19 protein-coding genes are annotated in these 25,815 nt (G+C 35.5%); 1 reads left to right on the top strand and 18 read right to left on the bottom strand.

Going from position 1 to position 25,815, the window contains the following annotated elements; all coding sequences use genetic code 11:
• Positions 1 to 71: 71 nt before the first annotated feature.
• Entirely contained in the window at positions 72 to 656 is a 585-nt protein-coding gene (locus GXZ93_06970; protein ID HHT79514.1) for a glycerol-3-phosphate responsive antiterminator, read from the top strand.
• Positions 657 to 733: 77 nt separating this feature from the next.
• Here the strand turns inward: GXZ93_06970 and GXZ93_06965 are convergent, their stop codons facing one another.
• From GXZ93_06965 to GXZ93_06880, 18 genes are all read right to left on the bottom strand, one after another.
• Positions 734 to 1,831 carry a (Fe-S)-binding protein gene (locus GXZ93_06965; GenBank protein HHT79513.1) on the bottom strand — a complete coding sequence of 366 codons (1,098 nt, stop codon included), beginning with the start codon at positions 1,829 to 1,831 and terminating at the stop codon, positions 734 to 736.
• A gap of 16 nt (positions 1,832 to 1,847) precedes the next feature.
• A complete protein-coding gene (locus GXZ93_06960; GenBank protein ID HHT79512.1) occupies positions 1,848 to 3,239 on the bottom strand; it encodes an FAD-binding oxidoreductase in 1,392 nt (463 codons plus the stop codon).
• A gap of 452 nt (positions 3,240 to 3,691) precedes the next feature.
• Entirely contained in the window at positions 3,692 to 4,948 is a 1,257-nt protein-coding gene (locus GXZ93_06955) for an L-rhamnose isomerase (GenBank protein HHT79511.1), read from the bottom strand.
• A gap of 30 nt (positions 4,949 to 4,978) precedes the next feature.
• The gene (rfbD, locus tag GXZ93_06950) at positions 4,979 to 5,845 is read right to left on the bottom strand and encodes a dTDP-4-dehydrorhamnose reductase (GenBank protein HHT79510.1); all 867 of its coding nucleotides are present in this window, start codon (positions 5,843 to 5,845) and stop codon (positions 4,979 to 4,981) included.
• 117 nt (positions 5,846 to 5,962) lie between these two features.
• Positions 5,963 to 7,156 carry a glycosyltransferase family 4 protein gene (locus GXZ93_06945; protein HHT79509.1) on the bottom strand — a complete coding sequence of 398 codons (1,194 nt, stop codon included), beginning with the start codon at positions 7,154 to 7,156 and terminating at the stop codon, positions 5,963 to 5,965.
• A 3-nt stretch (positions 7,157 to 7,159) separates the two neighbouring features.
• Positions 7,160 to 8,500 (bottom strand): glycosyltransferase family 4 protein, encoded by a 1,341-nt coding sequence (locus tag GXZ93_06940; protein ID HHT79508.1) that lies wholly within the window; start codon positions 8,498 to 8,500, stop codon positions 7,160 to 7,162.
• A gap of 35 nt (positions 8,501 to 8,535) precedes the next feature.
• Positions 8,536 to 10,134: a glycosyltransferase family 2 protein gene (locus GXZ93_06935; protein ID HHT79507.1), complete on the bottom strand. Its 1,599-nt coding sequence runs from the start codon at positions 10,132 to 10,134 to the stop codon at positions 8,536 to 8,538.
• Between the two features lie 37 nt (positions 10,135 to 10,171).
• Complete coding sequence (locus tag GXZ93_06930; GenBank protein ID HHT79506.1) at positions 10,172 to 11,557, bottom strand: ABC transporter ATP-binding protein; 1,386 nt, start codon at positions 11,555 to 11,557, stop codon at positions 10,172 to 10,174.
• Positions 11,558 to 11,654: 97 nt separating this feature from the next.
• On the bottom strand, positions 11,655 to 12,383 hold the full coding sequence (locus GXZ93_06925) for an ABC transporter permease (protein HHT79505.1): 729 nt from the start codon (positions 12,381 to 12,383) through the stop codon (positions 11,655 to 11,657).
• A 363-nt stretch (positions 12,384 to 12,746) separates the two neighbouring features.
• Positions 12,747 to 15,293, bottom strand: a complete 2,547-nt coding sequence (locus GXZ93_06920; GenBank protein HHT79504.1) for a hypothetical protein — start codon at positions 15,291 to 15,293, stop codon at positions 12,747 to 12,749.
• An 89-nt stretch (positions 15,294 to 15,382) separates the two neighbouring features.
• A complete protein-coding gene (locus tag GXZ93_06915) occupies positions 15,383 to 16,093 on the bottom strand; it encodes a GerMN domain-containing protein (protein HHT79503.1) in 711 nt (236 codons plus the stop codon).
• 307 nt (positions 16,094 to 16,400) lie between these two features.
• Positions 16,401 to 17,138, bottom strand: coding sequence for a glycosyltransferase (locus tag GXZ93_06910; protein HHT79502.1), 738 nt, complete (start codon positions 17,136 to 17,138; stop codon positions 16,401 to 16,403).
• Positions 17,139 to 17,237: 99 nt separating this feature from the next.
• Entirely contained in the window at positions 17,238 to 19,580 is a 2,343-nt protein-coding gene (locus GXZ93_06905) for an O-antigen ligase family protein (GenBank protein ID HHT79501.1), read from the bottom strand.
• A 1-nt stretch (position 19,581) separates the two neighbouring features.
• A complete protein-coding gene (locus GXZ93_06900) occupies positions 19,582 to 21,096 on the bottom strand; it encodes a sugar transferase (protein HHT79500.1) in 1,515 nt (504 codons plus the stop codon).
• A gap of 155 nt (positions 21,097 to 21,251) precedes the next feature.
• Positions 21,252 to 22,379, bottom strand: coding sequence for a glycosyltransferase family 4 protein (locus tag GXZ93_06895; protein ID HHT79499.1), 1,128 nt, complete (start codon positions 22,377 to 22,379; stop codon positions 21,252 to 21,254).
• Between the two features lie 38 nt (positions 22,380 to 22,417).
• The gene (locus GXZ93_06890) at positions 22,418 to 23,293 is read right to left on the bottom strand and encodes a glycosyltransferase family 2 protein (GenBank protein ID HHT79498.1); all 876 of its coding nucleotides are present in this window, start codon (positions 23,291 to 23,293) and stop codon (positions 22,418 to 22,420) included.
• A 42-nt stretch (positions 23,294 to 23,335) separates the two neighbouring features.
• Positions 23,336 to 24,604, bottom strand: coding sequence for an oligosaccharide flippase family protein (locus tag GXZ93_06885; protein HHT79497.1), 1,269 nt, complete (start codon positions 24,602 to 24,604; stop codon positions 23,336 to 23,338).
• A gap of 54 nt (positions 24,605 to 24,658) precedes the next feature.
• Complete coding sequence (locus tag GXZ93_06880) at positions 24,659 to 25,807, bottom strand: hypothetical protein (protein HHT79496.1); 1,149 nt, start codon at positions 25,805 to 25,807, stop codon at positions 24,659 to 24,661.
• Between the last annotated feature and the right edge of the window lie 8 nt (positions 25,808 to 25,815).

Here is a 25,815-nt window from a genome sequence, read left to right as displayed (position 1 = left end):
CATTTAAAGTTATTATGTTATAATATGAAAAACATTTACCTATATAAAAAACTATATATTGCAAAATAAAAATGAACTTATATGTAAAAAATATTATCAGAGAACTTTCAAAAAACCCTGTTATCCCCTGCACAAACAACTTTGGTGATGTTCTGGATGCCGGATATGATAATATCAGGGTGGTGTTGCTTTATGATCTGAATATTTTTGATCTCATGGATGTTGCAAAAAATAATCAGGATAGAAAGAAGATTATAATCCTTAATATCGATACTTTAAAAGGATTGTCAGCTGATGAGTACGGGATAAAGTTTTTAAAAGATTATATAGGAATCAATATGGTAACCTCATCTTCTCCCAAATCAATAAATTGTTTAAAAAAAATCAACTTTCCTGTAATGCAGTCAATGTTCATTCTTGATACAAAATCTTTTAAAAAAGGAATTGAACTTGTAAAAGCAGGAAAGCCTGATCTTATTGATATAAGACCGGGCATACTTTACCCTAAAGCTTCAGGGCTTCTCAGAGAGAGTTTTGATATCCCGGTGATTTGTTCAGGATTTATCAACAGTCAGGAAGAGCTTAAAAAAATCCTGGACAGCGGAGCTGTCGGCGTTACCACAAACTCTCGTGAACTTTGGAATCTTTACTGCTGAAATGAATTTTCAAAGAACCTTTATCCAGAGACAAAAAATCAGAAACAGATACTTTTATTTTGAAGCCATCTGCTTACTTAATCAATATTTCTGCCGATATAATCTGCCAAATCATATATTTTAAACCTTGATGATTCTTGTACTTTGGAAAGGTTGCTAAGACATAGCGGACAGGCAGTTATAAGTATCTCTGTTTTATCATCATAAGATTCCAGCTCTTTTAAAAAGCTGGCTGAAATAGCTTCAGCAACATCGGGAAAAATAAAACTTAAGTGTCCGCCGCAACATTCTGAATCTTTCCTGTTATTTATGAGATCAAAATTATTTCCGGAATTAATCAAATCAAGTACTTTTCTCGGACTTTCATTTATCTTAAGTCCTCTTGAAAGCATGCAGGGATCAAAGTATTTTATGGAGGTGTCTGTTTTTTTGATTTTAATATCACTTATATTGTTCTCCAAAAATTCAGTATAATGGATTATTTTGCAATCAAATTTATAGCCATAATCTTTATAATCATTTTTAAAGCCATAGCAGGAATAGGCATCAAGACAGATAATAGTATCAAATCTGTACCGGCTTATTTTTTTAAAATTGTTTTCCATCAATTTTTGCGCAAGTTCTTCCATTCCCAGGCTGAGAGCAAGTGTCCCGTCAGAAACCTCGTCATCACAGAACACAAAATTTTTATTTAAACTGGTCAGGATTTTTATAAAACTTTCTTTAATTTCAGGAACAAGAAAATTCACATAATCTCCGAAATAAATAAAGTAGTCATATTTCTTATCTTTATCAAAACTTCTTATTTCTTTTGCTTCTTTTTTCTCTCCAAGAAAATTCCCATATCTGGCAAAATTATCATAAATTTCATATATTTTATCAGGCGCAAGTTTCTCTTTAAAAATGATATTTCTAGAATACCTGTTATTATTGATTACTTTTTTATTTTCAAAAACACAGTATGTTTCACAGCGTCTGCAGTCATTGCAGAGGTAAGCGGCCTCTCCCAGGCCGGAGTTTGCTTTGATTTTCTCTTTTTCAGCCATATAAACAAGGTAATTTTTCTGGGTCTGTATCACTTTCTGATTTTTCGTTGCAATATAGGGGGCACAGGAAAATTTACAGAAGTTATGGCAGAATATGCACTGTCTTTGTGTTTTTTTATCAATATTCATAGTAATTTGTTGTTTGTCAGTTTTCTATTAATTTTTCCGGATTTATTATATTTTCAGGATCCAGATTATCCTTAAGCTTTTTAATTAATTCCATCCCTTTGCCAAGTTCCTGCTTCAGCCTGGTTTTTTTTATGATTCCTATTCCGTGATGATGACTTATGGTTGCCTCATTTTTCAGGGCAATTTCCATTACATCATCCCAGATCTGGTAAAATCTATCAATTGCTTCTTTTTCATCTCCGGCATTAAGATAGAAAATATTATAAACAGAGACACCGCTTGTATAAACATGCGAAAAATGAGAAGCCAGTGTTATATTTCTCTTTTTAAAGTATTCTTCAACTTCAGTATAAAGTTTCTTGATCTTGCTCCACGAAGCAGCAAGCTCAATTGCATCTGACATCCCTCCATATTCTTCCTCTTTTTCCAGTATGTGTCTTGTGTCAAATCTGTTTTCAAACCAAATCTTTCCAAGTTCTTCTCCGATATCACGAGCATGCATTCCGGAACAGATTTTTTTGGCAACTGAAGATTCTGCTTCTACTAATTCTTTTTTACCCTCAAAACATAATATGAGCAGGCATCCGTCATAGTCAAAACCAAGTTTTTCAAATTTCAGGCGGGATTCCTCACTATTATACAGCCTGATTACCGGAGGCTTGATGCCCGACTGCATAATTTCTCTTATTGAGTCCAGGGCTCGGAAAATATCGCTGTAAATAAAGCAGTGGTATTTTACCTCTTCGGGCATTTTGTAGATTTTCAGAATCGCTTTTGTAATTACCCCGAATACTCCCTCTGAACCTATGAAAAAATTATTGATATCCGGGCCGGTTGAACTTCTGGGCTTATCTCCCGTATTCAGTAAAGAACCATCAGGCAGAACCGCTTCCAGGCCAACTACATAGTTTTCTATTCCTCCATATTTTGTTGAAAACTGTCCGGTGGATTTTGTCGCAATCAAGCCGCCAACAGAAGCTGAGCGTATAGATTGCGGAAAATGTCTCAGAGTATAATTTTTTTTATTTAAAAAATCTTCCAGATTCTGACCTATTATTCCGGACTGGACTTCCACTGTAAGAGATTCTTCATCCAAATTTATTATTCCGGACATCCTTGTCATATCCAATGTGATACCGCTTTCCGTAGGAATCACTCCTCCGACAACACCGGAACCGCCTCCATAAATAAATAGCTTTTTATTATTTTCCCTTGCAAAATTTACTATTTTTATTACATCTTCAGTGGTTTCAGGACTTGCAATAATATCACTTACATAAGGGGGTAATTTATAAAGATCTATCCATTTATAACATAAAGGGGTGACGTCTTTTGAAAAACAAAGCCTGTCACCTATGTCTGTGCTTACTTTATCTTTTCCAATCAATTCTGCCAGTTTTTTATCCAAAAAAATCATCCTTTTCATATAAATAAATAATTTAATCAGACAGCTAGCTTCAATATCCGGTTTTAATGCCTTTAACAGAAAAACCTGGAAATGACTGCCAAAGGCATAAAAAAAGAACCCAACAAAACATTAAAGCTTTATTGGATTCTATATCTCTACCAACTATGTGCTTTTTTTATTATAGGTTATCGATATTAATTAATCAAGTTATTTTTCATAATATTTAATCAGTTCGCTTTTTATAATATTTAATCAAGTTTTTTTCATAATTATTTAATCAGTTCGCTTTTTATAATATTTAATCAGTTCACAGATTATCTTTATTAACCTTAACCAAAATTTATTATTGTCAGTATCTGATACTATTTTCCTTTTTCTTCAAGCCCCGCTCTTGTTTTTATGATAGATTTTCTTAAGATAAGAATTTTTATGATACGAGATAGAAATAACCCTTATTTCCTTTTTAGCAATACTGCTTTCTCATAAGCAAGGGCTTCCTTTACCCAGTCTCCATCACCGGGAACATTGCTTTTTTCACAATACTGCTGCCACACATCGCCGTAAGGCATTGTTTTAAGATCTTCCAAAAGAGCAAGTCTTGCAAAATAATTATTGTCTTCTTCATACTCCTTCAAAATCTCAAAAGGTTCAAGCATCGCTATTAAAAGGGCTTTCTGGGCAGCTCTGGCGCCAAGAGCAAGGGCTCCGACTCTGTTCATGGTGGCATCAAAATAATCCGTCCCTATATGGACTTTGTCGAAAGCATCTGCCCTGACAATCTCCTGCATTATTGCAACAATCTCATCTGTAAGCACTGTGACATGATCACTGTCCCAGTGCAGACCTCTTGAAAGATGTAGGACTATATCATCCAGAAAAGGAAGGACGGATGATATTTTATTTGAAACTTCCTCCGTAGGGTGAAAATGTCCTGTATCAAATGTAAATCCAAGATTATTTCTGACTGCATAAGAAATATAAAATTCAAGCGAACCGGTATTGTAAAATTCAAAGCCTATTCCAAAAACCTTGCATTCAAGAGTATCGATAAGATTTTTCTTCGGATATTTTATTGCATAGATCTCGTCCAGAGCTTCCTTGAGTATCATCCTGTGGTCAAATCTTGATGGCGTAATATCTTTTGAGCCATCCGGAATCCAGAAATTGCATATTGAAGCGCATTTAAGACTTTTGCCAATAAAATTAGCAATCTCCCTGTTTCTTTTTTCATATTCTATCCAGAATTCCCTTACTGCCTTGTCTTTGGAAGCAATCGTATATCCTTCCTTTACATTTTCGTGAGAGTAAAAAGCAGGGCTTAAATCAATGCCGACTTTGTTCTCTTTTGCCCAGTCAATCCATGAAACAAAATGCTCTTTTGACATATCGTTTCTGTTTTTAAGCTTGCCCTTATAATCTCCTTCTGTTGACTGAATGCTTATCTTTTTTTTGTTTCCCGGAACAAGTGATAAAACTTTTTCCAAATCTTTCCAGTATTGCTCTATATTAGATGCTCTTCCGGGATAATCGCCGATGGACATTATCCCTCCGCTTGGTTTCGAAAAAACATCTGACTCAAAACCAATGACATCATCAAGCTGCCAGGAATGGATAGATAGCGGTATTTCGCTGATTTTCTCTATGACTTTATCGGTATCTATGCCGAATTCTGCATATTTCTGTCTGGCAGATATGTAGTTATTGTTCATTTTTCCTACCCTTTAAATTATTTAAAATTTTTAAATTGGTCTTCCGTCGATATAATCCTTAAGCGCTTCTTTCCAGTCTCTCATATCTTCCAGACCTGTAGATCTCAGCATCATATTATCAAGAACCGAATAAAAAGGTCTTTTTGCTTTCGCTCCTAATTCCATACTGGAGATAGGAATTATTTTAGGGGACAGCCCTGCAAGCCTGAATATCTCAAGAGCAAATTCGTACCATGAGCATTGCCCTGAATTGGTCATATGATAAGTCCCAAATCTTCCTGTTTTAATAAGCTCATAGAGTTTTTCAGTCACATCCTTGGTGCTTGTCGGTGTTGTTATCTGATCATCTACTACTTTTATTTCATGACCTTCTTTTGCAAGCTTAAGCATCAGTTCAACAAAATTGCTTCCCTTGCCCAGGCTTCCGGCATATCCATACAAACCGCAGACCCTTAAAAGGTAATACTTCTCAAGCATATATTTTATGATAAGCTCGCCTGCAAGTTTTGAAATGCCATACATGCTTATCGGCCCGGGGCAATCAGTCTCCACATAAGGAATTTTTCTTTCTTTATCGGCACCAAATACAAAATCGGTACTGAAATGAACAAGAGGAATATCAAGTCCTGCACAGATTCTGCAGAGATTTCTTACTCCTTCTGCATTTACCGCAAAAGCAGCAGCAGTTTCATCCTCGCACAAATCAACAACGTGAAAAGCAGCGGTATTAATGATAATATCCGGTTTAATTTTAAAAAGCACGTTTTCGCATTTTTCAGGATAACAGACATCAATATCATCCTGTGTAAGACCGATTACCTCTTCTTTTTCTTCCGTGAAATATTTCAGGATATCAGTACCTATCTGACCGTTTGAACCAATCAAGGCTATTTTCAAATTTATTCCTTCCGCATAAAAACCATATTATCATTAAAACAAAGACCCCGGTAAAACAGGCCGTATATAGTATTATAATATTTTATTATTCAAACTATTTAAATATTTTTTTAATTTTTAAATCTTATCATTCTCAAAAACTTTATAGTAGACTTCAAGAGTTTTCTGTGCCGTACTTTCCCATGTGAAAAGATTTGCCCTCTGTGTGCCTTCTGCAACAAGCTGCTTTCTTAAGTTTTCATTACTCAGAACATTTACGACGGCATTGTAAATATCTTTCTTATTATAAGGATTTATCATTACCGCGGCATCTCCTGCTACTTCCGGAAGAGAGGATATGTTTGATGTAATGACCGGAACTCTTGAAGACATAGCTTCAAGCACAGGAAGGCCGAACCCTTCATAAAGCGAAGGATATAAGAATAATCTGGCACCGCTATAGATAGACGGAAGATCCTTTTCGTCTACAAAACCTATGAATTTTACTTTTTCCTCCACTTTGTTTTTCTTTACAAGTTCATATATCTTTTCATTTTTCCACCCTGCTCCTCCCGCGCATACAAGATACATCTTGCTGAATTCTTCTTTTTTTATTATTTCTGAAAAAACATTTATTATTCTTTCGAAATTTTTTCTGGGCTCAATGGAGGAAACACTGAGAAGATAGTCAAGACCGTCTATTTTATATTTTTCCAGGACTTTCCGCCTGTTTTCCTCAACCACAGGACTGCTGAAAATATGGTCTACGCCAAGATAAATTACCTCTATACGTTCTTCCGGAACATGAAAAAATTTTATAAGGTCTATTTTGGTCTGTTCACTATCACAGATAACCATGTCAGGTCTTGAATTAACATATATAAGATTCTGCATCAGCAGCTTCCTGTTTTCTTCAGTATGCAGATCAGGAAACAAAAGAAAACTTAAATCATGAATGGTCACTACCAGTTTTGCATTAAGCAGCTCCGGAACCATATATGCCGTTGAATGAATAACATCAGGGTTTCCCAGAATAGCCTCATGTTTTTCAATACTGGATTTCTGCCATAATTTTTTAAGTTTTCCTGTCTGCCGGTTAAGAGCATTTATTTTAAAATTTGTATAAATATTAGGGCTTCTGTAATAGTCTGCAAAAATGCCTGCCTCTTTTTCACTGTTCCATCCATCAGGAAAACAATCATAAAAAAATGTATACCCGAGATATTCATTATCAGAATCAAGCTTCAGTAAAAAATTCATAAGATTTGCAGCATAGATTCCGACACCACCGGATTTATCTATATATCTTGAAATGTCTATCCCGATTTTCATAATTTATAATTTAAGATTTTCAATAAGTTTTATAAAATTTTTCAGACGCTTTTCCCATAAATAATTATTAACTACTTTCCTGAATCCTTCTTCGCCCATCTTCATTGAAAGTTCTTTGTCATTAATTAATTTATAAATATATCCTGCAATCATTTCATAATCACCGAAAGGTACAAAAAATCCGTTTATTCCTTCATCTATTACTCCGGTGACTCCGCTGCAGTAAGCCGCTATTACAGGTTTTTTATGCAGCCATGCCTCCAGATATACCAGACCGAAAGAATCAGATTTTGAGGGCATTAAAAATACATCACAGCCATCAATTGCATCATTTTTATCCTGTTCGCTCGCATAGCTTAAGATTATTGTGTTCTCAAATACTTCCGATTTCTGTCTTATAAGATACTCTTCAAATTCCTTAAGGATCTGCCCTATTAAGACAAGTTTTACTTTTACTCCCCTGCGCCACAAAACCTTTAGAGCTTCAACAGCATGATGAGAGCCTTTATCATGAGTCTGTGTCGATATCTGCAAAACATAAGGGCCGGTGATATTATATTTTTTCCTGAATCTTGCTCCATTGCCTTCAAGACTCTCATCATTTTTTTCAATGCCGACTCCGCTGACCTTTATTTTTGTTCCGGCAATCCCCAGTAAGACAAGCTTCTCTCTTTCGTCATCAGTAATAGTCAGAATGTAATCACTCCTTCTTAAAAGATATTTTGATTTTTCATTAAGAAAAAGCTCAAAATTCTCCTCATCATTGGGCTGACCGAAATGTATGAGCGGGCTCATGATAAAAGGTATGCCCTTGACTTTTGCATAAAACATTGCCGGATATATCAGGTAATAATGCGGAAAGACCCCGGCTATTATAAAGTCAAATTTTTTAGGCAGAAACAGGGCGCTCATAAACATATAAAAATAATAACCCGGCAGAAATATATAAGGCTTTCCGATTAAAAATTTCAGAGTCTTTGACGGGAACCTCTCCAGAAAAGAAAGCATGGCATTCCTTCTCGGAAGATGACAGACCTTAAACCTTTTTATTTTTATATTATTTCCTATTTTTGCAGAGGTTTCTTTAATATATCTTTTTTCCGGAAAATAAAAATAATCATTATCCCAGACATTTGTGGTAAATACCTTTACCCTGCATTTTTTATCGTCAAGAACCCGGGCCCATTTTAAAAACTGCTTTTCTGAACCGCCAAGGAATGGCCAGAATCTGTGAAGAACCATCAGGCATCTTTTGCCCTCAACATTTAACAGTTCATCAGGACCGGCCTTCCAGTTCCTGTCAGTATCTTTTATTTCTTCAATTTCATCTTTTGTTTTATTCATATTATCTTTTTCATGATTCAGAATTAAAGAAAAAATCAGTATTCGCTTATCTTTTCAAGCAGTGAGAATTCTCTTCTCAGATACTGGGAATCATCGCTTAAAATCGCTATCTCTATTACAAAAAGATCTTTGAAGCAGGCTATATATTTTTCAAATACCCTGTTATCCATTCCGGCAATCTCGCCATCAAGCAATATTTCATTTCTTTCAGCATGGCTTTTATTGCTTCTTTTCAAAAAATCATTATAAAAAGATAATTTTACCATAAGCTGGTTTTTATCTCTGAGCAAGTCATCAGGGACTTCAAAAACTATTGTATTCATTCTTTCATTAAGCCCGGCTTCAAAAATTCTGCCTTCAATATCAATAAAAAGTTTGTCCTGTTTTCTGTCGTATAAAAAATACTGCATCTGGAAATAGTACTTGTGATTCTCTCCCCTGTAGGGGCTAGCAAGAACAGCATCTGCATAATTGAAAAAGAACCGTCCCCTCGGGTAGCCTTTTGTTATAAGGCTTTTCCATCCTCTTTTCAGACCTTCGTCATTTATGCCCATTATTATCCTGTTGGTAAGGCTTCCGAATTTTTCATATCTGTTCCAGAGCATATCCAGATATTGCATGGGTATCTGCTTTCTCCCTGAATCAGTTGTCGTAGTGCTCACCATTCCCCACATTTTCAGAGCTTTAGACGCTCTTAAGAATTTTTTATTATCTTTTTTTAAAATCCTTGAACCGATAATAACAGGAAGCTTTGCAAGAAAAATAAGGTATATATAAAATTCTCTCCAGAAATTTATAATATCATATCTTGCCAGCAGGTCTTTCATGATAAATCCGACTTCATAATTAGAGATTTCGGGAAGAATCTTTCTTAAAAAACCAAGAGGATAATTTTTCAGTATAAAAATAAATCTTGCTCTTTTGAGGTAAAAATGTTTCTTTAAAGACAGCACCCCGCTTGACGAAGAAAACTTATGATATACCGGGGCTTCACTTACATAATCAACGGTATAGTCTGAATATTTCCAGACTTTAAAACAGAAATCAATGTCTTCATAATACATAAAATATTTTGTGTCAAAAAAACCGCAGGACAGAAAAACATCCTTCTTGACAAGCATTGCGCCGCCCGAAACAGCAAGAGCCTCTCCGCTTTCTCTTTTAATTTCAGAATCTATTTCAAAAAAATCCCTGTCCCATCCGCTTCCAAAATAATTTACCAGACTGCCGGTACTGTTTATGTATTTGGGCCAGTAATAAATCAGCATCTTTCCACCCATGACTCCGCACTCCGGCTGGTTTTCACCATATCTTATAAGATTCTCAGTCCATTTTTCACCAAGTCTTAAGTCATTGTTTAAAATTCCGAAATACATTGCATCAGGATATTTCTGCATTCCGTACCTGACCGCCCTGTTTATGGCATCACCATATCCTTTGTTGAAGATATTATGGAGTATGTCGACTGACGGATAATTATTTCTTATATACTGAACGCTGCCGTCTTTTGAATTATTGTCGACAACAAGCACCTTTATATTTTTATAAGACTGGGCAAATACCGAGTCAAGACATTCACCAAGAAAATTTATGCCGTTGTAATTTATGATTATTAATAAAACTTCAGGGTTCAAGAAGAAACCTTTCACACACAAATAAAGATGTTAAAAGTCAGTTATTTCTCAGTATGGACATGCTGGTATTAAGATCGGCAATCCCTTCAGCTTTCTCATGTTTTATTACATTTAAGGTGAGCATATTATTGACCCAATCGCAGTAAGTCCTGAAATCCTTATAACCTACAGCAGGAGAGACATAATACATGCCGCCCATAAGCACTATTGTATTCTTAAAGACTACTTTTACCCTGTCTCCATCCTTCAGAACTCCGGTCACTATATTATTTAATCTGTTATTGGTACCGTAAACAGTATTGCCTTTAAAATCCACTATTCTTATCCCGAAAATGGGGTCTTCAACTTCGGCTTTGAAAACAGCATCAAATTCAATGCTTACTTCGTCTCCATATTTACAGTAATCTATCTGCTGTCCTTTGCTGTCAAGAAGCCTTATATCTGTTATTTCTGCATCGCCTGAGCCAAACCTGTTGATCACATTATTCCCAAGATTGGTAGCTGCCAGCCTGTCTATATCTTCGCCGGAAATTACTTTCTGATTATTTTCTATGATTGTCTGGAATATTTTTTTCCGCTCTTCTTTCTGCTGCTCATGCGCTCTCTCTATCTCAATATTTTCCACATATTTTCTGTAGGAGTTTACCACAGCAACAGGGCCTCCCATCTGTTCTATTCTGCCGTTCTTTAAAAATATTACTCTGTTGCATAAATCCTGTATTGTTCCGAGATCATGTGAAACTATTATTATGGTCTTGCCCTGCTTTATGAAATCATAAATAACCTTATAGCATTTTGCCTGAAAAGCCTGATCCCCGACTGCGAGAACCTCATCAACCAGCAGGATATCCGGATTTACGTTTATCGCCACAGAAAATCCAAGGCGCATATACATCCCCGAAGAATAATTTTTGACCGGCATGTCTATAAATTTTTCAAGCTCTGAAAATGCCACAATCTCGCTGAATTTCTTTTCCACATCTTTTCTTTTCATTCCAAGTATTGCAGCATTTATGAATATGTTTTCCCTTCCTGTCAGATCAGGGTGAAATCCGGCTCCAAGCTCAAGAAGCGCAGAAATCGTGCCGTTTACAATCACTTCTCCTTTTGTGGGCTTCAGTATCCTTGAAATAAGTTTGAGCATGGTGCTTTTCCCTGAGCCGTTTGGCCCTATAATGCCAAGGGTCTCACCACGCCTGACATCAAATGAAACGTCATTAAGCGCAAGGAATTCGATGAATTTGGTCCTTCGAAGATGAATTATTGTTTCCTTAAGGCTGGGATTTTTTTCATAATGTATCCTGTATCTTTTGGTTACATTCTTTATGCAAACCGCATAATCATTTACATCTCTGGACAAGACAGAATTAGTAACCTTGCTTTCTTTGCTCTCTCTTGAATTTTCTTTATTTTCTTCTGTCATATATTAAGATTTTTCCTTCAGTCATTTTAAACATATTCAAATTCTGTAATCAGGGATGATTTTCATCATCTCAAAAGTCCTGACCGCTGATTACAGGCTATATCTCTTCAGCAAACCGCGGTTCAAGTTTTTTAAAGATAAAATAACCCAGCATGAAAATCACTGCCACCACTGCAAGAGTAATAACCGCTGTTTTCCACGTCGGCCACATCAGATTTTCAGGATATTTGACATTATAAAACATATTCCTGAACATGGATGTTATTGTCGTCATGGGATTATATCTCAGTATCGCCTGAAATCTTTCAGGAACCATATTTATCGGATAAATGATAGGCGTTCCGAAAAACCACAACATTATAAGAATATTTATAAGATGTGACAGATCCCTGAAAAATACATTCAGCGCCGATACCAAAAGAGTAAGGCCCGCAACAAGAAAAAATTCAACAATTATCAGAACCGGCAGCCAGTAAAGATAAACATAAAAGTTATAACCCAGAAATATCAGGACTATGAAAAGAGCTGCCATCTCCAGTATAAAATTAAAAAGATTTGCAAATACAACTGAAAGCGGAATGATTTCTCTTGGAAAATAGATCTTGTTTACAAGATTGCTGTTGGCAACAATGCAGTTTGCCCCGTAGCTTACTGAATTGGAAAGAAAATTCCACGAAAGAAGCGCACTAATAAGAAAAACTGCATAATCCTTTATTCCAAGCCTCATCACAAAAGAAAAAACAAAAGTATATACAAGCATTGTAAGCAGCGGGTTTATCAGCGACCAGAAAAATCCCAGGAAAGAGCCTCTGTATTTTACCTTCAATTCTTTTTTTGTAAGACTGAATATGAGCTCATGATAAGAAAAGAGATTTCTTACATTTGTCAGGGTATTCGATTTGATGATGCTCTCCTTGTCAATTTAAATTAAAGTATGATATTTTAACACTTTTTAAAAAATAAAAAACTTAAATATTAAAATTCAAGACCGATTAATAGCTTTTAAAATCTGAACTATTATACCATTATTTAACCTATTACCTAAATTAAAAAAGTAAAAAACAGCTCCTCCGGAACAATATCTTATGACAGGCATTTTGACAAACCGGCTTTATTAAAAAGAACAGAGTCCCGAATTATAATTACTCAGGACCCTGTTCTTTATCTTTTAAATTATTTCTTTACTGTATTACTGCCATATCTGATTTGCAAAAGCAATTATCTTATTTGCATAATCTCCCGCAGGAGCCCATCTTCCGTTTAAGCAGTTTATCGAACTGTCGCCATTGAACCTGTGCGCTCCTATATGTCTTGGATCATAGGTGCTGCTGCAGTAACCGTTAACATGATTTGGATATACATACCATGCAAGATGCGCGTAGTGCGCAATTATTCCAAGCTCCTCAGACGCAAATGTGACCACTGCGCCAGGTCCTGTAACCCCCACTCCGGCAAAATTATTCCAATCTGCCTTTGCAACACCGGTAAATTCCAGGAATCCCGTTTCATGACACATTTGCGCCCAAGCAATATCGGCACGGATATTAAAAGCTTGCCCCCACCTGATATATAGATCAGCCAGCCTTCTGGCTCTGTCAATTTGTCCTGAACCTCTGTTAATAAAAGGTCTAAGCAGCTGGTCAACGCTTACAGGTACATATCCGACGATATTTGTTCCGCCTGTAATGGCCGTTCCGCCTGTCGCGCTGGATCCGCCGATTACGATATTAACAGTCGTATATTTCCAACCCAGTTCCGGGTTGTTTGCATAAATATATAAAGTATGCCTTCCATTAGCCAGCCTTGAGCCGTCAACAGAAAGACTGAAACCGCTGGATACCAGATTGCCATTGCCAAAAGCGGTTGCCACATCCGGTCTCTCAATTCCGTAATTTGCAACCCCTATCATATTCTGTGCACCGTTTGCCGGACCATCATAAATATGTACTGCAGTTATTCCAGTGCCTGAAGACGAATTCCTGTCGGCTGCCCATCCTGATATTGTAAAACCTCCGTTCACACCCGAACCATTTGAAGGAGTATCAACATTTATCGTTATGGCTTTGGAACCTGATACAGTTGTGGTCTGGCTTGTTTTGGTACTGCTTGTCTGGGTTCCGGAAGAACCGTTGCTTGCCGAAATACCTGCTGTCTGTATACCTCCGCCTCCACCGCCTACATTGATTTTTACAGTTGCATATCTCCATCCTATTGCTTCATTATATGCATAAACATATAAGGTATGGGAACCATTAGACAATTTTGCAAGACTTATATCTGCAGAAAAACCGCAATTCTGGAAATTAGCCCTGCCCATGGCTTTTGATACATCCGACCTGTCAATTCCATATGTTGCCGCAGCAAGGAAGTTGCCTTCACCATTTGCAGGACCATCATAAACATGAATAGCTGTGATACCGGTAGAATTTGTCGAAGAAGTTTCAACAGCCCATCCTGCAAGAGTAAAGGTATCGTTTACTGAAGAACCTGCTGCAGGAGTATCTATATTTATAACAGTCTTTTTTGGCCCTGAAGATGTTGAAACCGAGCTTGTAGTCTGAGTAGTGCTCTTCTGGTTTGCTGTCTGTGTCGATGCGCCGGCCTGTGTCGATGAAGTATTTTCCGAAGGACTTCCATCATTTACAACATTTATTCTCACAGTAGTATATCTCCACCCTACTGCCTCATTATGCGCATATACATGCAGTACATGAGCACCCTTTGAGAGATTTAAAGTATTTATTTCAAGATCAAATCCGCATGGAGCAAGATTAGGCTTTCCATAGACCTTTGCCACATCAGATCTGTCGATGCCATAATTTGCAATTCCTACCAGATTTCCCGGACCATTTGCAGGACCATCATAAACATGAACTGCAGTTATTCCGGAAGTAACTGTTGCGCTTCTGTCCAGAGCCCATCCCTGAAGATTTATTGTTCCGCTTACATTGGAATTTCCGGCCGGAACATCAATATTCATCAGCACATCTCCTCTTAAAACCTCCTGACCGGTATTTACATTTCCTGTAATTCCGGCGCTGTTTACATAGGCATGTATACCGTTTACTATTCCCTGTGCAACCCTGTTCTGAAAATCATCGCTTGCAAGGAGCGCTGCTTCTTCAGGATTGGATAAAAATGCACATTCTATAAGGGCTGATGTCATGGTAGTGTATTTGACAATCTTAAAATCTGAAGATCTTAATACTCTGCCCGGCCTTCCGGTTGCGGAAACAACAGAATTAAATATCGAGGTTGCAAACTGGCTTGAGCCTGCTCCCCCGTTGGTGCTCCAGTAAGCTTCCACGCCCTGAACAGACTGATTCAAAGCAGAATTGCAATGAATGGAAACCAGAAGATTTGCGCCGCTTGCATTAGCCATATTTATGATATCATCCAGAGCCATGCCTGTGTCTCCGGTTCTTCGCATAATAACACTGTATCCCGACCCTTCCAGTATTGCTTTTGTTTTAAGAGCGATAGAAAGATTAATATTCTTTTCCTGATAGCCGTTCTGTACACAACCCGGGTCTGAGCCGCCGTGTCCCGGATCAATGAACACCGAAACAGGCGCTGCCTGCACTTCCTTTACTCCCAGATTGGCAAAAACAAGTGTAAATACAAAAATGAAAATAATAGACAGGAAAATAAATTTTTTCAGCCTGCTTCCATTTGTCCGGTAAACTGCGGTACCGTTTCTGTTCCTTGTGTTTGCCAATATTTTTTTAAATTCCATAATTATTACCTTTTTTCTATAATTGTTATTAATTTCTATAATTGTTATTAAACTTTTAATTTAAAAAATAATTTAAAACTATTAAAGCATCAGTTATTTTTCTTTATCAGGCTTGTATCCCTGTAAAAAGATTCGCTTAAATCCATCTGGCCGAATGTATCTGCTTTTTTTCCGTCAAAGTGAAAAGTAACAGTATTTATTTCAGGAAATTCAGTCATGGTATTTACTATTGAATATATAAGCAGCATATCAACCGAATCACTTTTAAATCTGTCATTTATGAAACTCTGGGAAAGATCAATATCAATATTTGAATCATCTTTGGTGATTTTGTTTACTTTTGCGGTATCCGGAATAAGTTTTATCAGCCCGGGAGTAATAGGGGGCTTCATAAGCTCAATAAAAGCTTCAAAATACTTATGAGAGCCTTTTACAAGTCTTTCTTCCCCAACCAGATATATGGTTTCTGCATCAGCATAATATACTCTTATCGTCAGGCCTTCCTTGGTAGTTGTGGTAACCATTTCGCTTGAGGATGTGGCAGATTCTTCTTCAGCAGTTTCCTTGGTGCTTTCAGTTGCCCCGGATTCTTCTTTGGACTGCCCCTTATCGGTTTGGCTCTTCTGATTTTCATTGCTGCTTTCAACATCAATTTTTGAAGTTTCTGAGGCCGAAGAAGATGAGCATGATGAATTAAAAACCATCAAAGCACAAAAAATGCATAGTAAAAATATTACAAGAAACAGTTTTATTGATTTTACAAACCAAAAAGAAGTTTTTACAAACTTTCTTTCATTCATTTTTTCTATTTTTTTTCTATGATAAAAACTATGTTATTACTTTTAAATTACTGTATAAAAAAACTACGATTCAAAACAAAAAATTAAAAAATAAGGCATGTTTTAATTTTTTTATATAATTGCATAAATAATTAAATATGTCAACAAATTTACTTATAAAATATAAAAAATAAGTATTAATCTTTATTTTATAATAAACTAGCATCTTTTCTGAAATACAGGCAATTAGCGCCTTTCCCAAAATACAGGCTTTAATATTAAAAATATCCCCATTCATTAATAGCATTTATGTTTAAGGTAAAAAATATTATCTGTAAGCTTTTTTAAAGTAAAGCCTGCCAAATATTCTGAATGTGTCTTTGAGCATCCGGAAAATATCCCTCATGCCGATCCTTCCCTTCTGCCTTACCTGGGTTACTTCAACAGGACACTCATCTATACGGAAACCTTTCCTGTTAAGCGCAATCAGAAGCTCAAGATCAAAAGCATATTTATCGATAACAAGTCTGCCCAGTATGCTTTTTAAAGCATGAGCTCTGAACAATTTCAATCCGGTCTGTGTATCTCTTAGGGGCAGGCCGAAAAGAATTTTGACAAAATAGTAGTAGACGCTGCTGAATATTTTTCTCTTTAATGAGTAGCTTACCTTTGATTCCCTGCTTCTCTTTGAGCCTATTACGACTTCCGAACCACTTTCCTGCATTTTATTTAAAAGATTTCTTATCTGCAGGGGATGAAGCTCCATATCAGCATCAAGAAATACAACTATTTCCTTAATAGACTGCATAGCCCCCCTTCTTAATGCATATCCCTTTCCCCTGTTTGGTTTATAATCAATTATTTTTACGAAATCTCTTTGAAGCTCCTGTATTTCTTTCGTGGCAGCAAGCGTATTGTCGCTGCTTCCGTCATTGACCATGATTATTTCAAAATCATTAATTCCAAAACTTTTTAATGATTCTGCAGTTTCAAGTATGGTCCTCTGTATAATTCCCTCTTCATTAAAAGCAGGAATAATAACAGATATTTCTTTTACCTCTTCCATATAGTGTAGATCTGACTTAAAATCCAAAATTTAAATACTTAAAAATAATAAACCATTGATTATTTTTTTAAAAATATTATTTGAAAAAGAGATAATAATTCAGTCCGGGAACCTGATTTCTCCCACTGCCACCCCGAGTCTTCTGCCGTCTTTGATGCCGAACTCTTCCGGACACCATGTCATGCTGCAGGAAAATATTACAGATATATTTTCGCCATAATATCCGGAAACGTCTATGACGGTTTCCTTCCACTCATTATCATTAAAAATAATTTTTCTTTCCTTTTTATTATTTACAAATATATTTACTGCCAGGTTTTTACTTTCAATATCGGGATTTGCAGCTCTCAGAGGAATGACAAGCCTGTTGCTTTCCTTTTTAATTGTCAGTCCTGCATCTGATGAAGTCCATCTGTAAATATGGTTATCTGCTTTTTCCTGACTGTAAAAACCAAAATTATTATCAATGCCATAACTGTTCTGCTTGTTGGCAATGGATATTTTATTTACTGATATGAAAAGAAAATTTGCCATGTATATCAATACTATGGCGGCAATCAATATTGCTGCCGTTATTCCGCGGCCTTTGCTGCCTTCATAATTATTTTCATCTTCATTAACATTTTTGATATGGCTGCCATGATTTATTTTTTTAAAGCCAGCCACGGTTTTTTTAATATGTCCTGATATTTCTGAATCTTTTATAAATACAAAGATAAGTCCTATAAGCAGATAAAAATAAAACAATATTTCAAAAAAATTCATATGCGGACCCAGAAAAAGAATCAGCACCATTACAGAAAACGAGACAAGAAGACCTGTGAGCAGCCATTTGTCTCTATTTTCTTTTCCATTTACTGAAACTTTCCCTGTTTTTTTATTTATTGAAAAATCTTTCTTTTTTTTATTCCTTACCAGACAGAGGCCTGCATCTCTTGCAACGACAAAAAATATAAAAAGCATGAGTAGCAATGCTGGGATTCCAAGCTCTGACATGAGCTGAAGGTAGTAATTTCCTGCATAATCTATTTCCCTTACTTCGCTTTTATTTCTTTCATAATAGTCCGGAAGCTCAATTATAAAAGCTCCGGCTCCTACTCCTGTAACCGGAAAATCCATTGACATATCTCTTGCCTGGTTCCAGAGGGCATACCTGAAAGATGAAACAGACTTGAATGCTTCCTTAAGGTCAGCCAGGACATATGTATTGTAAGACATCCATATTGTGGATACCATTCTGTTTACAAGACTGATATTTGTTTTGGGCTTATCAATTTCATCAAGTATTCCGCCCTTTTTTATTATATAAAAAGGCGATATCAATGCTCCGATTATAAGAATGGCGATTATCGTGATAATAACTGCCGTTTTTGCAGGATTTGTCTTAAATCTTATTTTTCTGCCAAGCTTTACCAGCCCTCTTATCAGAAAGATGATTATAAAAACAAGCGTTGATAAAAATATTCCTATGAAAGCATTCCTTGAGCCGGCAAACAAAAACAGAACAAGGATAATGGCAATGCAGGCAAGTGTTAAAAGTTTCTGCCACCATTTTTTAAAATAAATCATAAGTCCCGGCAAAACCGGAAAAACCATTATTATGAAATTGCCAAGAGAATTCGGATCGGAGAAAACAGAATTAAATCTCTGGGCATCCACCCACATCTGAAAATTTCCAAAAGCAGGATTTACAAGAAGCTGATAGAAAAATACCGCAAAAATCAGAATAACGGAAATAAAAACTGCCAAAAATGCTTTCAGGATGTCTTTTATGCTATTAAAAGTGTTGACTATCACATACAAAAGACCGAATCCGGCAATATAGTTAAAAAAATATTTTACTGTCCAGTAAATTGAATCAGTTGAACCCTGGCCAAGAGTATTTACCTTAAAATTATAATAATTGCCGGTGATGAATGGATAGAAATTTGAAAACCGCCATACGGTTACGGCAGCAGATACAAATGCAAGAAGACAAAACAATAAAACTGCTATATTGAAACTGTTATCCGGATAATGGCTTGCATAAGAATAATACCTGTCTGCCAACTCGCCTTTTTCATTTAAGCCGGGAAGATATTCTCTCTTTGCAAGCATCAGATGATTTTTTGCTTTTTTTAATAAAAAAGCCAGAAAAAGAAAGAAGAATAAAAAAAGTATTACAGGTGTTTCAGGAGCATTAAGTATCTTTGGCAGAGAACCGAAAAGAGGAATAAGAAATATAAAAAAATAAACGCCTTTTTTAATATTAATCAGCGACACTATGTATACTGCAAGGCCGGTCACTGCAGCAGCAAGGCTGAGCATATTATTTGAAGAAAATATTTTACTGTAATAAAAAGAGATGAAAATAAATGAAAATAAGAAAAACACTGCATTTCTGATATAGGAAGACATATTCAGATTCCTGAATTTTTTTAAATCAGTCTGTCTGTAATACATATCAGTATGCGCTTCGGTCCGGGAAAAATTTTAAAAATGTCAGAAGTATTATTCTTATCTCAAGCTGGATTGACCAGTTCTGTATATAGTAAAGGTCAAGCTTCATTCTTTCCTCATAGCTTATATCGCTTCTTCCGCTGACCTGCCACAAACCTGTAATGCCCTGATTGACCTGCATTCTTTTCTTTTCCCACTCTTCAAGCATATCGCCTTCCTGTATTGCAAGAGCGCGCGGCCCAACTATGCTTAAGTCAGCTTTGATTACATTGATTATCTGGGGAATTTCGTCAAGAGAAGTTTTTCTCAGGAATTTTCCGAATCTTGTTATTCTTGGATCTTCTTTTATCTTGAATCCTTCTTCCCTGTTGTAAAGACTGGCGATTATTTCTTTTTCCTTATCCGCACCTGTCCTCATAGTCCTGAATTTGAATATCCTGATTTTTCTGAAATCTTTGCCGTATCTTTCCTGGCGGTAAAAGACAGGTCCTTTTGAATCAAGTTTTATGACAAGGGCAATAAAAGGAAGTATCAAAAGGAATAAAGCAAAAATCACTATCCCGATCCCATAATCTATAAGCCATTTGTAGAATATATCTATTCCTCTTATCCCTGCTTTCTGAATCTGTATAAGAGGAATACCCATTGCTTCAAACATTTTCATTCTTGAAACTGAAAATTCAAAAAGAGATGGGGACATCTGGACTTCAATATTTAAGTCCTTCACCTTGTCCATCAGGTCAAGCACATCAAAATAAGCCATGTGTTTTGATGATATGATAATTCTGTTTATCTTATTCTGCCTTATAATGCTTTCAACATTTTCCATACTTCCCAGTATTTTGAATTCTTCAAGATCGACCCGGTTGTTTTCATCAAAGGTTTTTAAAAGATTCTGTCCATCCTCTTCAGCTCCGGTAAGTGCTTTATGGCTTTTTTCACTATCATCAATAAAGCCAATGACATTTATTTTTTCTATCTTGTTTTTACTTAAAGTCCTGGCAATTCTTTTGCCCTCTTCATTTATTCCGATTATGAGCAGATTTGTTATAATATTCATCCTGGATAGTATTCTGAAGATTATCTTTTTTGCAAAGAATCTGCTTACCATTACAAAAATTGCCGGAAGCAGTGCTATATAAACTATCCAGAGTCTTGAAAGCTGGTAAGAATCCCTGTTGAAATAGTAGTTAAAAATAATTACAAGAAAAATGCTTGCGACAACTCCAAGCACTACTCCCTGGTTCTCTCCCATCCCCCTGTAAAGGTTCTTGAATGAATAAAGCCTCCTGAAATAAAAAAATACAAGCATTATGATTCCGCCAATAACTGAGTAATATACATAATACCGGACATTGGGGCCCAGAAATTCCAGATTGTTTATCTTGAATTTGAATACATAAGAAAGATAAAAAGCCAGACCAAGAAATATTACATCATTTAAAAAGAGGAGAATTCCGAAAATTCTTTCCCTCTTTTTATTCGGTATATTAATATCGGTTAATTTGCTTTCAGACAATTTTTCTCCCGGAAATGATTGTTAATAAATTATTTAATATCAATCTGTATCTGATAAAAAATATGAATACCGCTTTGCGCACTCGTTCAATTACCCGAAAATGAAAAATACCATAAGAAATAAACCGGTTTCAGTTTTAATATATGATATCAAAACTATTGCAAATAAACACTTTTATAATGTTCGTATTTCCTGTCAACAAAATTTTTCAGCTTGCTTTCAAAATTATCCCTGCTGAATTTGAGAGAATTCTCCCTTATCTCTGAAGGAACAAAAAGCTGCGGGTTTTCCTCAAAGCATTTTACTGCTGCTGTCAGTTCCTCTTTTGTCTGTTTTTTGAAAAGTATTCCTGTTTTTTTATCAATTACGGTTTCGGTAAGTCCGCCTTTTCCAAATCCAATTACAGGTGTTCCGCTTGCCTGGGCTTCCACAGGCGTTATCCCGAAATCTTCTTCACCCGGAAAAACAAAAGCTTTTGCATTCGCATAATAATCTATAAGCGAATCGCCTGGCTGCCAGCCTGCAAATTCAATGTTGCCTTTGGCAAGCTTCTTGAGTCTGCTCATTTCGGGACCTTCTCCTACAATTACGAGCCTGCTGCCAAGTTCATTGAAAGCTTCAATGGCAAGATCAACTTTTTTATAGCTTACAAGCTGACTTACAATGAGATAATAGTCTTCTTTATTTTCTGTATATCTGAACTTATCCACATCAACCGGCGGATAAATCACTTCAGCCTCACGATTATAATATTTAAGCACCCTTTTTCTTACATTATCAGAATTGCACATAAAATAATTAACTCTTGATGCACTGGAAAAATCCCACAGACGAAGGTAATTAAAGTAATACCGTATAAAATTCTTTTTTAAAAAACCGGGTCGCTCATCCCTTAGATAATCAAAATACATATTCCATAAATACCTCATGGGAGTATGGACATAACAGACATGGCATGTCTCGGGCCGGGTTATGACTCCTTTGGCAATGCCTGACTCCGAGCTGATAACTATATCATAATCAGACAAATCAAACTGTTCTATTGCAACCGGCATTAAAGGAAGATAGTTTCTGTATTTCTTTTTGGCAAAAGGTATCTTCTGTATGAAAGACGTGGTTATTTTGTGGCTGTTGATTTTATCAGATATTTTATCCTTATTATATACAAGCGTAAAAATATCTATATCAGGATAAACATTGCAAATTGATTCCACTACTTTTTCTCCGCCCCTCATTCCTGTAAGCCAGTAATGGACAAGCGCAATCTTTTTATTCCCAGTCATTTTTTTCTCCTGTCAGATATTTAAAATAATTTTATTTATTACTTTTTACGAAAAATACCGGTCAGTTTTATAAGCCAGTATTCCACCTTTCTTTCAAGCCTGAACAAAAAAACAAGAAAAGCATTAGCCTTTAGGATATTTTTTATCAGGTAAAGTTCTGAATTATATACTGTTCTTTTTTTCCCGGCACTTCCAAGCAGGGCATGGACAGTTGCTGAGTTAAAATGCTTCACATTAACTGAAGGCTCATAAACTGCTTTTAATCCTGATTCTTTTGCTTTCCTGAAAAATATCTCTTCTTCATAATAAAGAAAAGTGTTTGAGTCAAACCCTCCGGCCTGCTCGAAAGCTTTAAATCCGGCAATAAAGAAAGAGCCGTTAAGCATAAATACTTCAACAGCTTCTTCCATTTTCTTTAATTTCTTATTATAGCCTAAAATCCTGTCGGCAAGGCCATTATTTCCAAGATGGAAAAAAGTCTTTAAATAATTGCCCGGTTTAAGATGAGGAAGCATAAAGCTTCCATCCTGATTGATAATCTTTGGCCCTATAAAATCAGCTTTATGCTTTTGCATGCCTGAAATAAGCTTTATAATCACGTCTTTATCTTCAAGAACGATATCAGGATTGGAAAAGCATAAAAAAGACTTATTGCTTATAAGATTTTTTTCTTTAAGGAAATCAAAACCGATATTATTTGCTGAAGCATAGCCGGGATTGCCGCCTGATTCAATGGAAAACAATCTTGAATCATTTTTGTTTTTTATCAGTTCTGCAATATCAGCATTGCTTCCATTGTTTACCACAACAAGGCACCAGTTATCAAATGACTGACTGCGCAGGCTGTCAATAAAGTTCCCCAGAAGATCCTCGGAATAATAATTTATTGTGATAATGCCAAGCTGATAATTCATTTTTTATACGTATTTTTTATAAAAATAAAATTATATTTTTAGCTATTTTATACCAAATTTCTTATTTGTTCTTAAAAACCAGATACTCAGAGTCAGAAATGACAGAAATTCTCCCACTATCTGTCCTATGATTATTCCATAAATCCTGTAAATCGGAATAAATACAGCAAGACTGGCCAGCTTGATTATATCGGTCGAAACACTTAATTTAAACAGGCTAGAACCCGAGCCCTGATAACTCGCCATATATTTTATTGTCATATCTATAGGCATAAATAATAACGGTATTAGAAGTAGCCGTCCGTAAAGAAACATTTTAGGATCAGTCTGTTTAAAGAAGAATTTTAAAAGAAAAGGAGTTATAAGCCAGAAAACTGCAACAATAACAACCCCGGCAATAAAAATCCATACAAGCATTTTTTTTAAAATCCTGCGATTATCTTTTTCAGAGTAGGCAGCAAGCTTAACGGTTGGAACATTTACAAGATTTTTTAATGCATTCTTTATAAATGTAGGGAAAACACTTACTATGCTGTAAATGCCTACCATTGAAGCACTTGTAACACCATCCAGAATAAGTCTTTCAATATTCTTGGCAATAACTGATACAGTGCTTGCACCTGTTATCTTTAATCCGTGTTTTATAAGCTCTTTTTCTTTGGGAACATCTCTTTCTTCAGGTTTAACCCGTTTATATATTCTAAGAAACATTATAAAGTTGAAACCCGATACTATTCCGACATAAGCAACAATAGTTAAAACATAGTTTCTTAAAAAATACAGAATTGACACACAGGTGCCGAATCTGATTACAGCAAGCACCAGGTTTGTCAGAAATATCAGCCTGAATTTTTTCTCACCATAGTAAAATGCTTCCCAGATATTAAAACCAAAATAAACCGGAACAAAGAGACATGCATAAAGCAGCGGCCACTTTACGCCACTTCCCCTGTAATATGTTAGCGCAAGAACTATCATTATCATCGTTCCCAGAAAGCTTACGATAGCGCTTATTTTTGTGGCTGTTATGAAAAACCTGTTATACTTTTTGGCAGCAGATCTTGAAACCGATGTATTTAATCCGTTTATTGAAAAGATAATCAGTATGTTTAAGACAGAAAAAAATATTTTATAATTGCCAAGATCTTCAAGTGACAGATATCTTACAAGTATTATATTAAGAAAAAATCCATCCAGTGACGCTACAAGAAGATTTAATATGCTGTAAATACTGTCTGTGAAATTATGCTTGAAGTATTTATAAAGCATTGTGCTTTTAAAATTTTTGAATTTTTCCTTATTTAATTTCATACAAATTATTTAAATCTATATACATACAGGTAAACCGGAAACTTGTTCAAACACTTACTTGACTGCATATATGCCAAAATTTATATTATCCGGGACATTTATATATTTTTTAAAATCAATTTCTTTATTGTAATTTTTCAACAACTTATTTAACTCTTTTGAAAGAAACCTTCCCTCAATCTCATGGAATTTTTTACTATTCTCTTCTATACCTCTTTTTATATTAACCTGCATATATTTATTTAATCTTTCCTTAAAATCCGTAAATCTTTCATTCCCCATCTGTTCAATACATACTTCCCTAAAACCTGATTTCCATAAAATGCCCGATACTTTGTTCAGATAGATTTTTACTCCTTCATTATCAGCGACATTCTTATTCATTTCATAATGATGGATCCCTATAAAAACACCGCCTTTTCTTAATGTCGAAAAAACAAGTGAAAGATCTTCTTCTTCGATTTTGTTTATATAATCAATATCGCTGAAAACCACACAGTCAAATTCCTGCTGCTTTATCTCATAATCCGGAGAGTTATAAAAAACAGTTAAGGGATTTCCGGTTTTATCTGTAAAAAGAGACATTATATTTTTATTCAATTTAAAATCAGGTTTCCCGTTAACAAAAAGTATCCTTGATTTTCCGGGAAGATTTTTGATTTTATCTTTAAAAAATTCATGAATGACAAAATCATCCAGATCAAAATTCTTATAATCGTAAGAAATTTCACTGCCACTGACATACACGGTATCTAATTTCTGACATGAAATATTTGATAGCAGACAAGTATTAATATATTCAATCCATTGTTCAGCATTTGTCCTTGAAGGATTGTCATATTTACCCTGAGATTTTAAAATACCTCGACCAAGATGCATGTAAATTACATTATTATCATCATCAAAAGCACGCGTTACATTCAGTTTTTTTACTTTCAAAGTATCCGGAATAATTTCAATAAGATTTTCATCATCAAAAGTATTTCTTATAGGGCATATCTCATAGCCGTTTTTCATAAATTCATATATTATTCTGTCTCCGATATCAAAATCAGGCAGTTCCGGCATAAAGCTGAGATTCAGTTTTCTGAAAAGCTGGAAATCTATCAGATATCCGCAGACATGAAGAACACCTTCTTTGACCCTTTCCTTTGTAAGCCTGAATCCACAGGCTCTGACCTTTTCATTTAATTTTGAAAGCATAAACTTCA

This window comes from Actinomycetota bacterium, from assembly GCA_012837825.1.
GTDB lineage: Bacteria > Actinomycetota > Humimicrobiia > Humimicrobiales > Humimicrobiaceae > Humimicrobium.
Note: the sequence above shows the minus strand (reverse complement) of the source record. Positions and strands in the feature narration are given on the sequence as shown.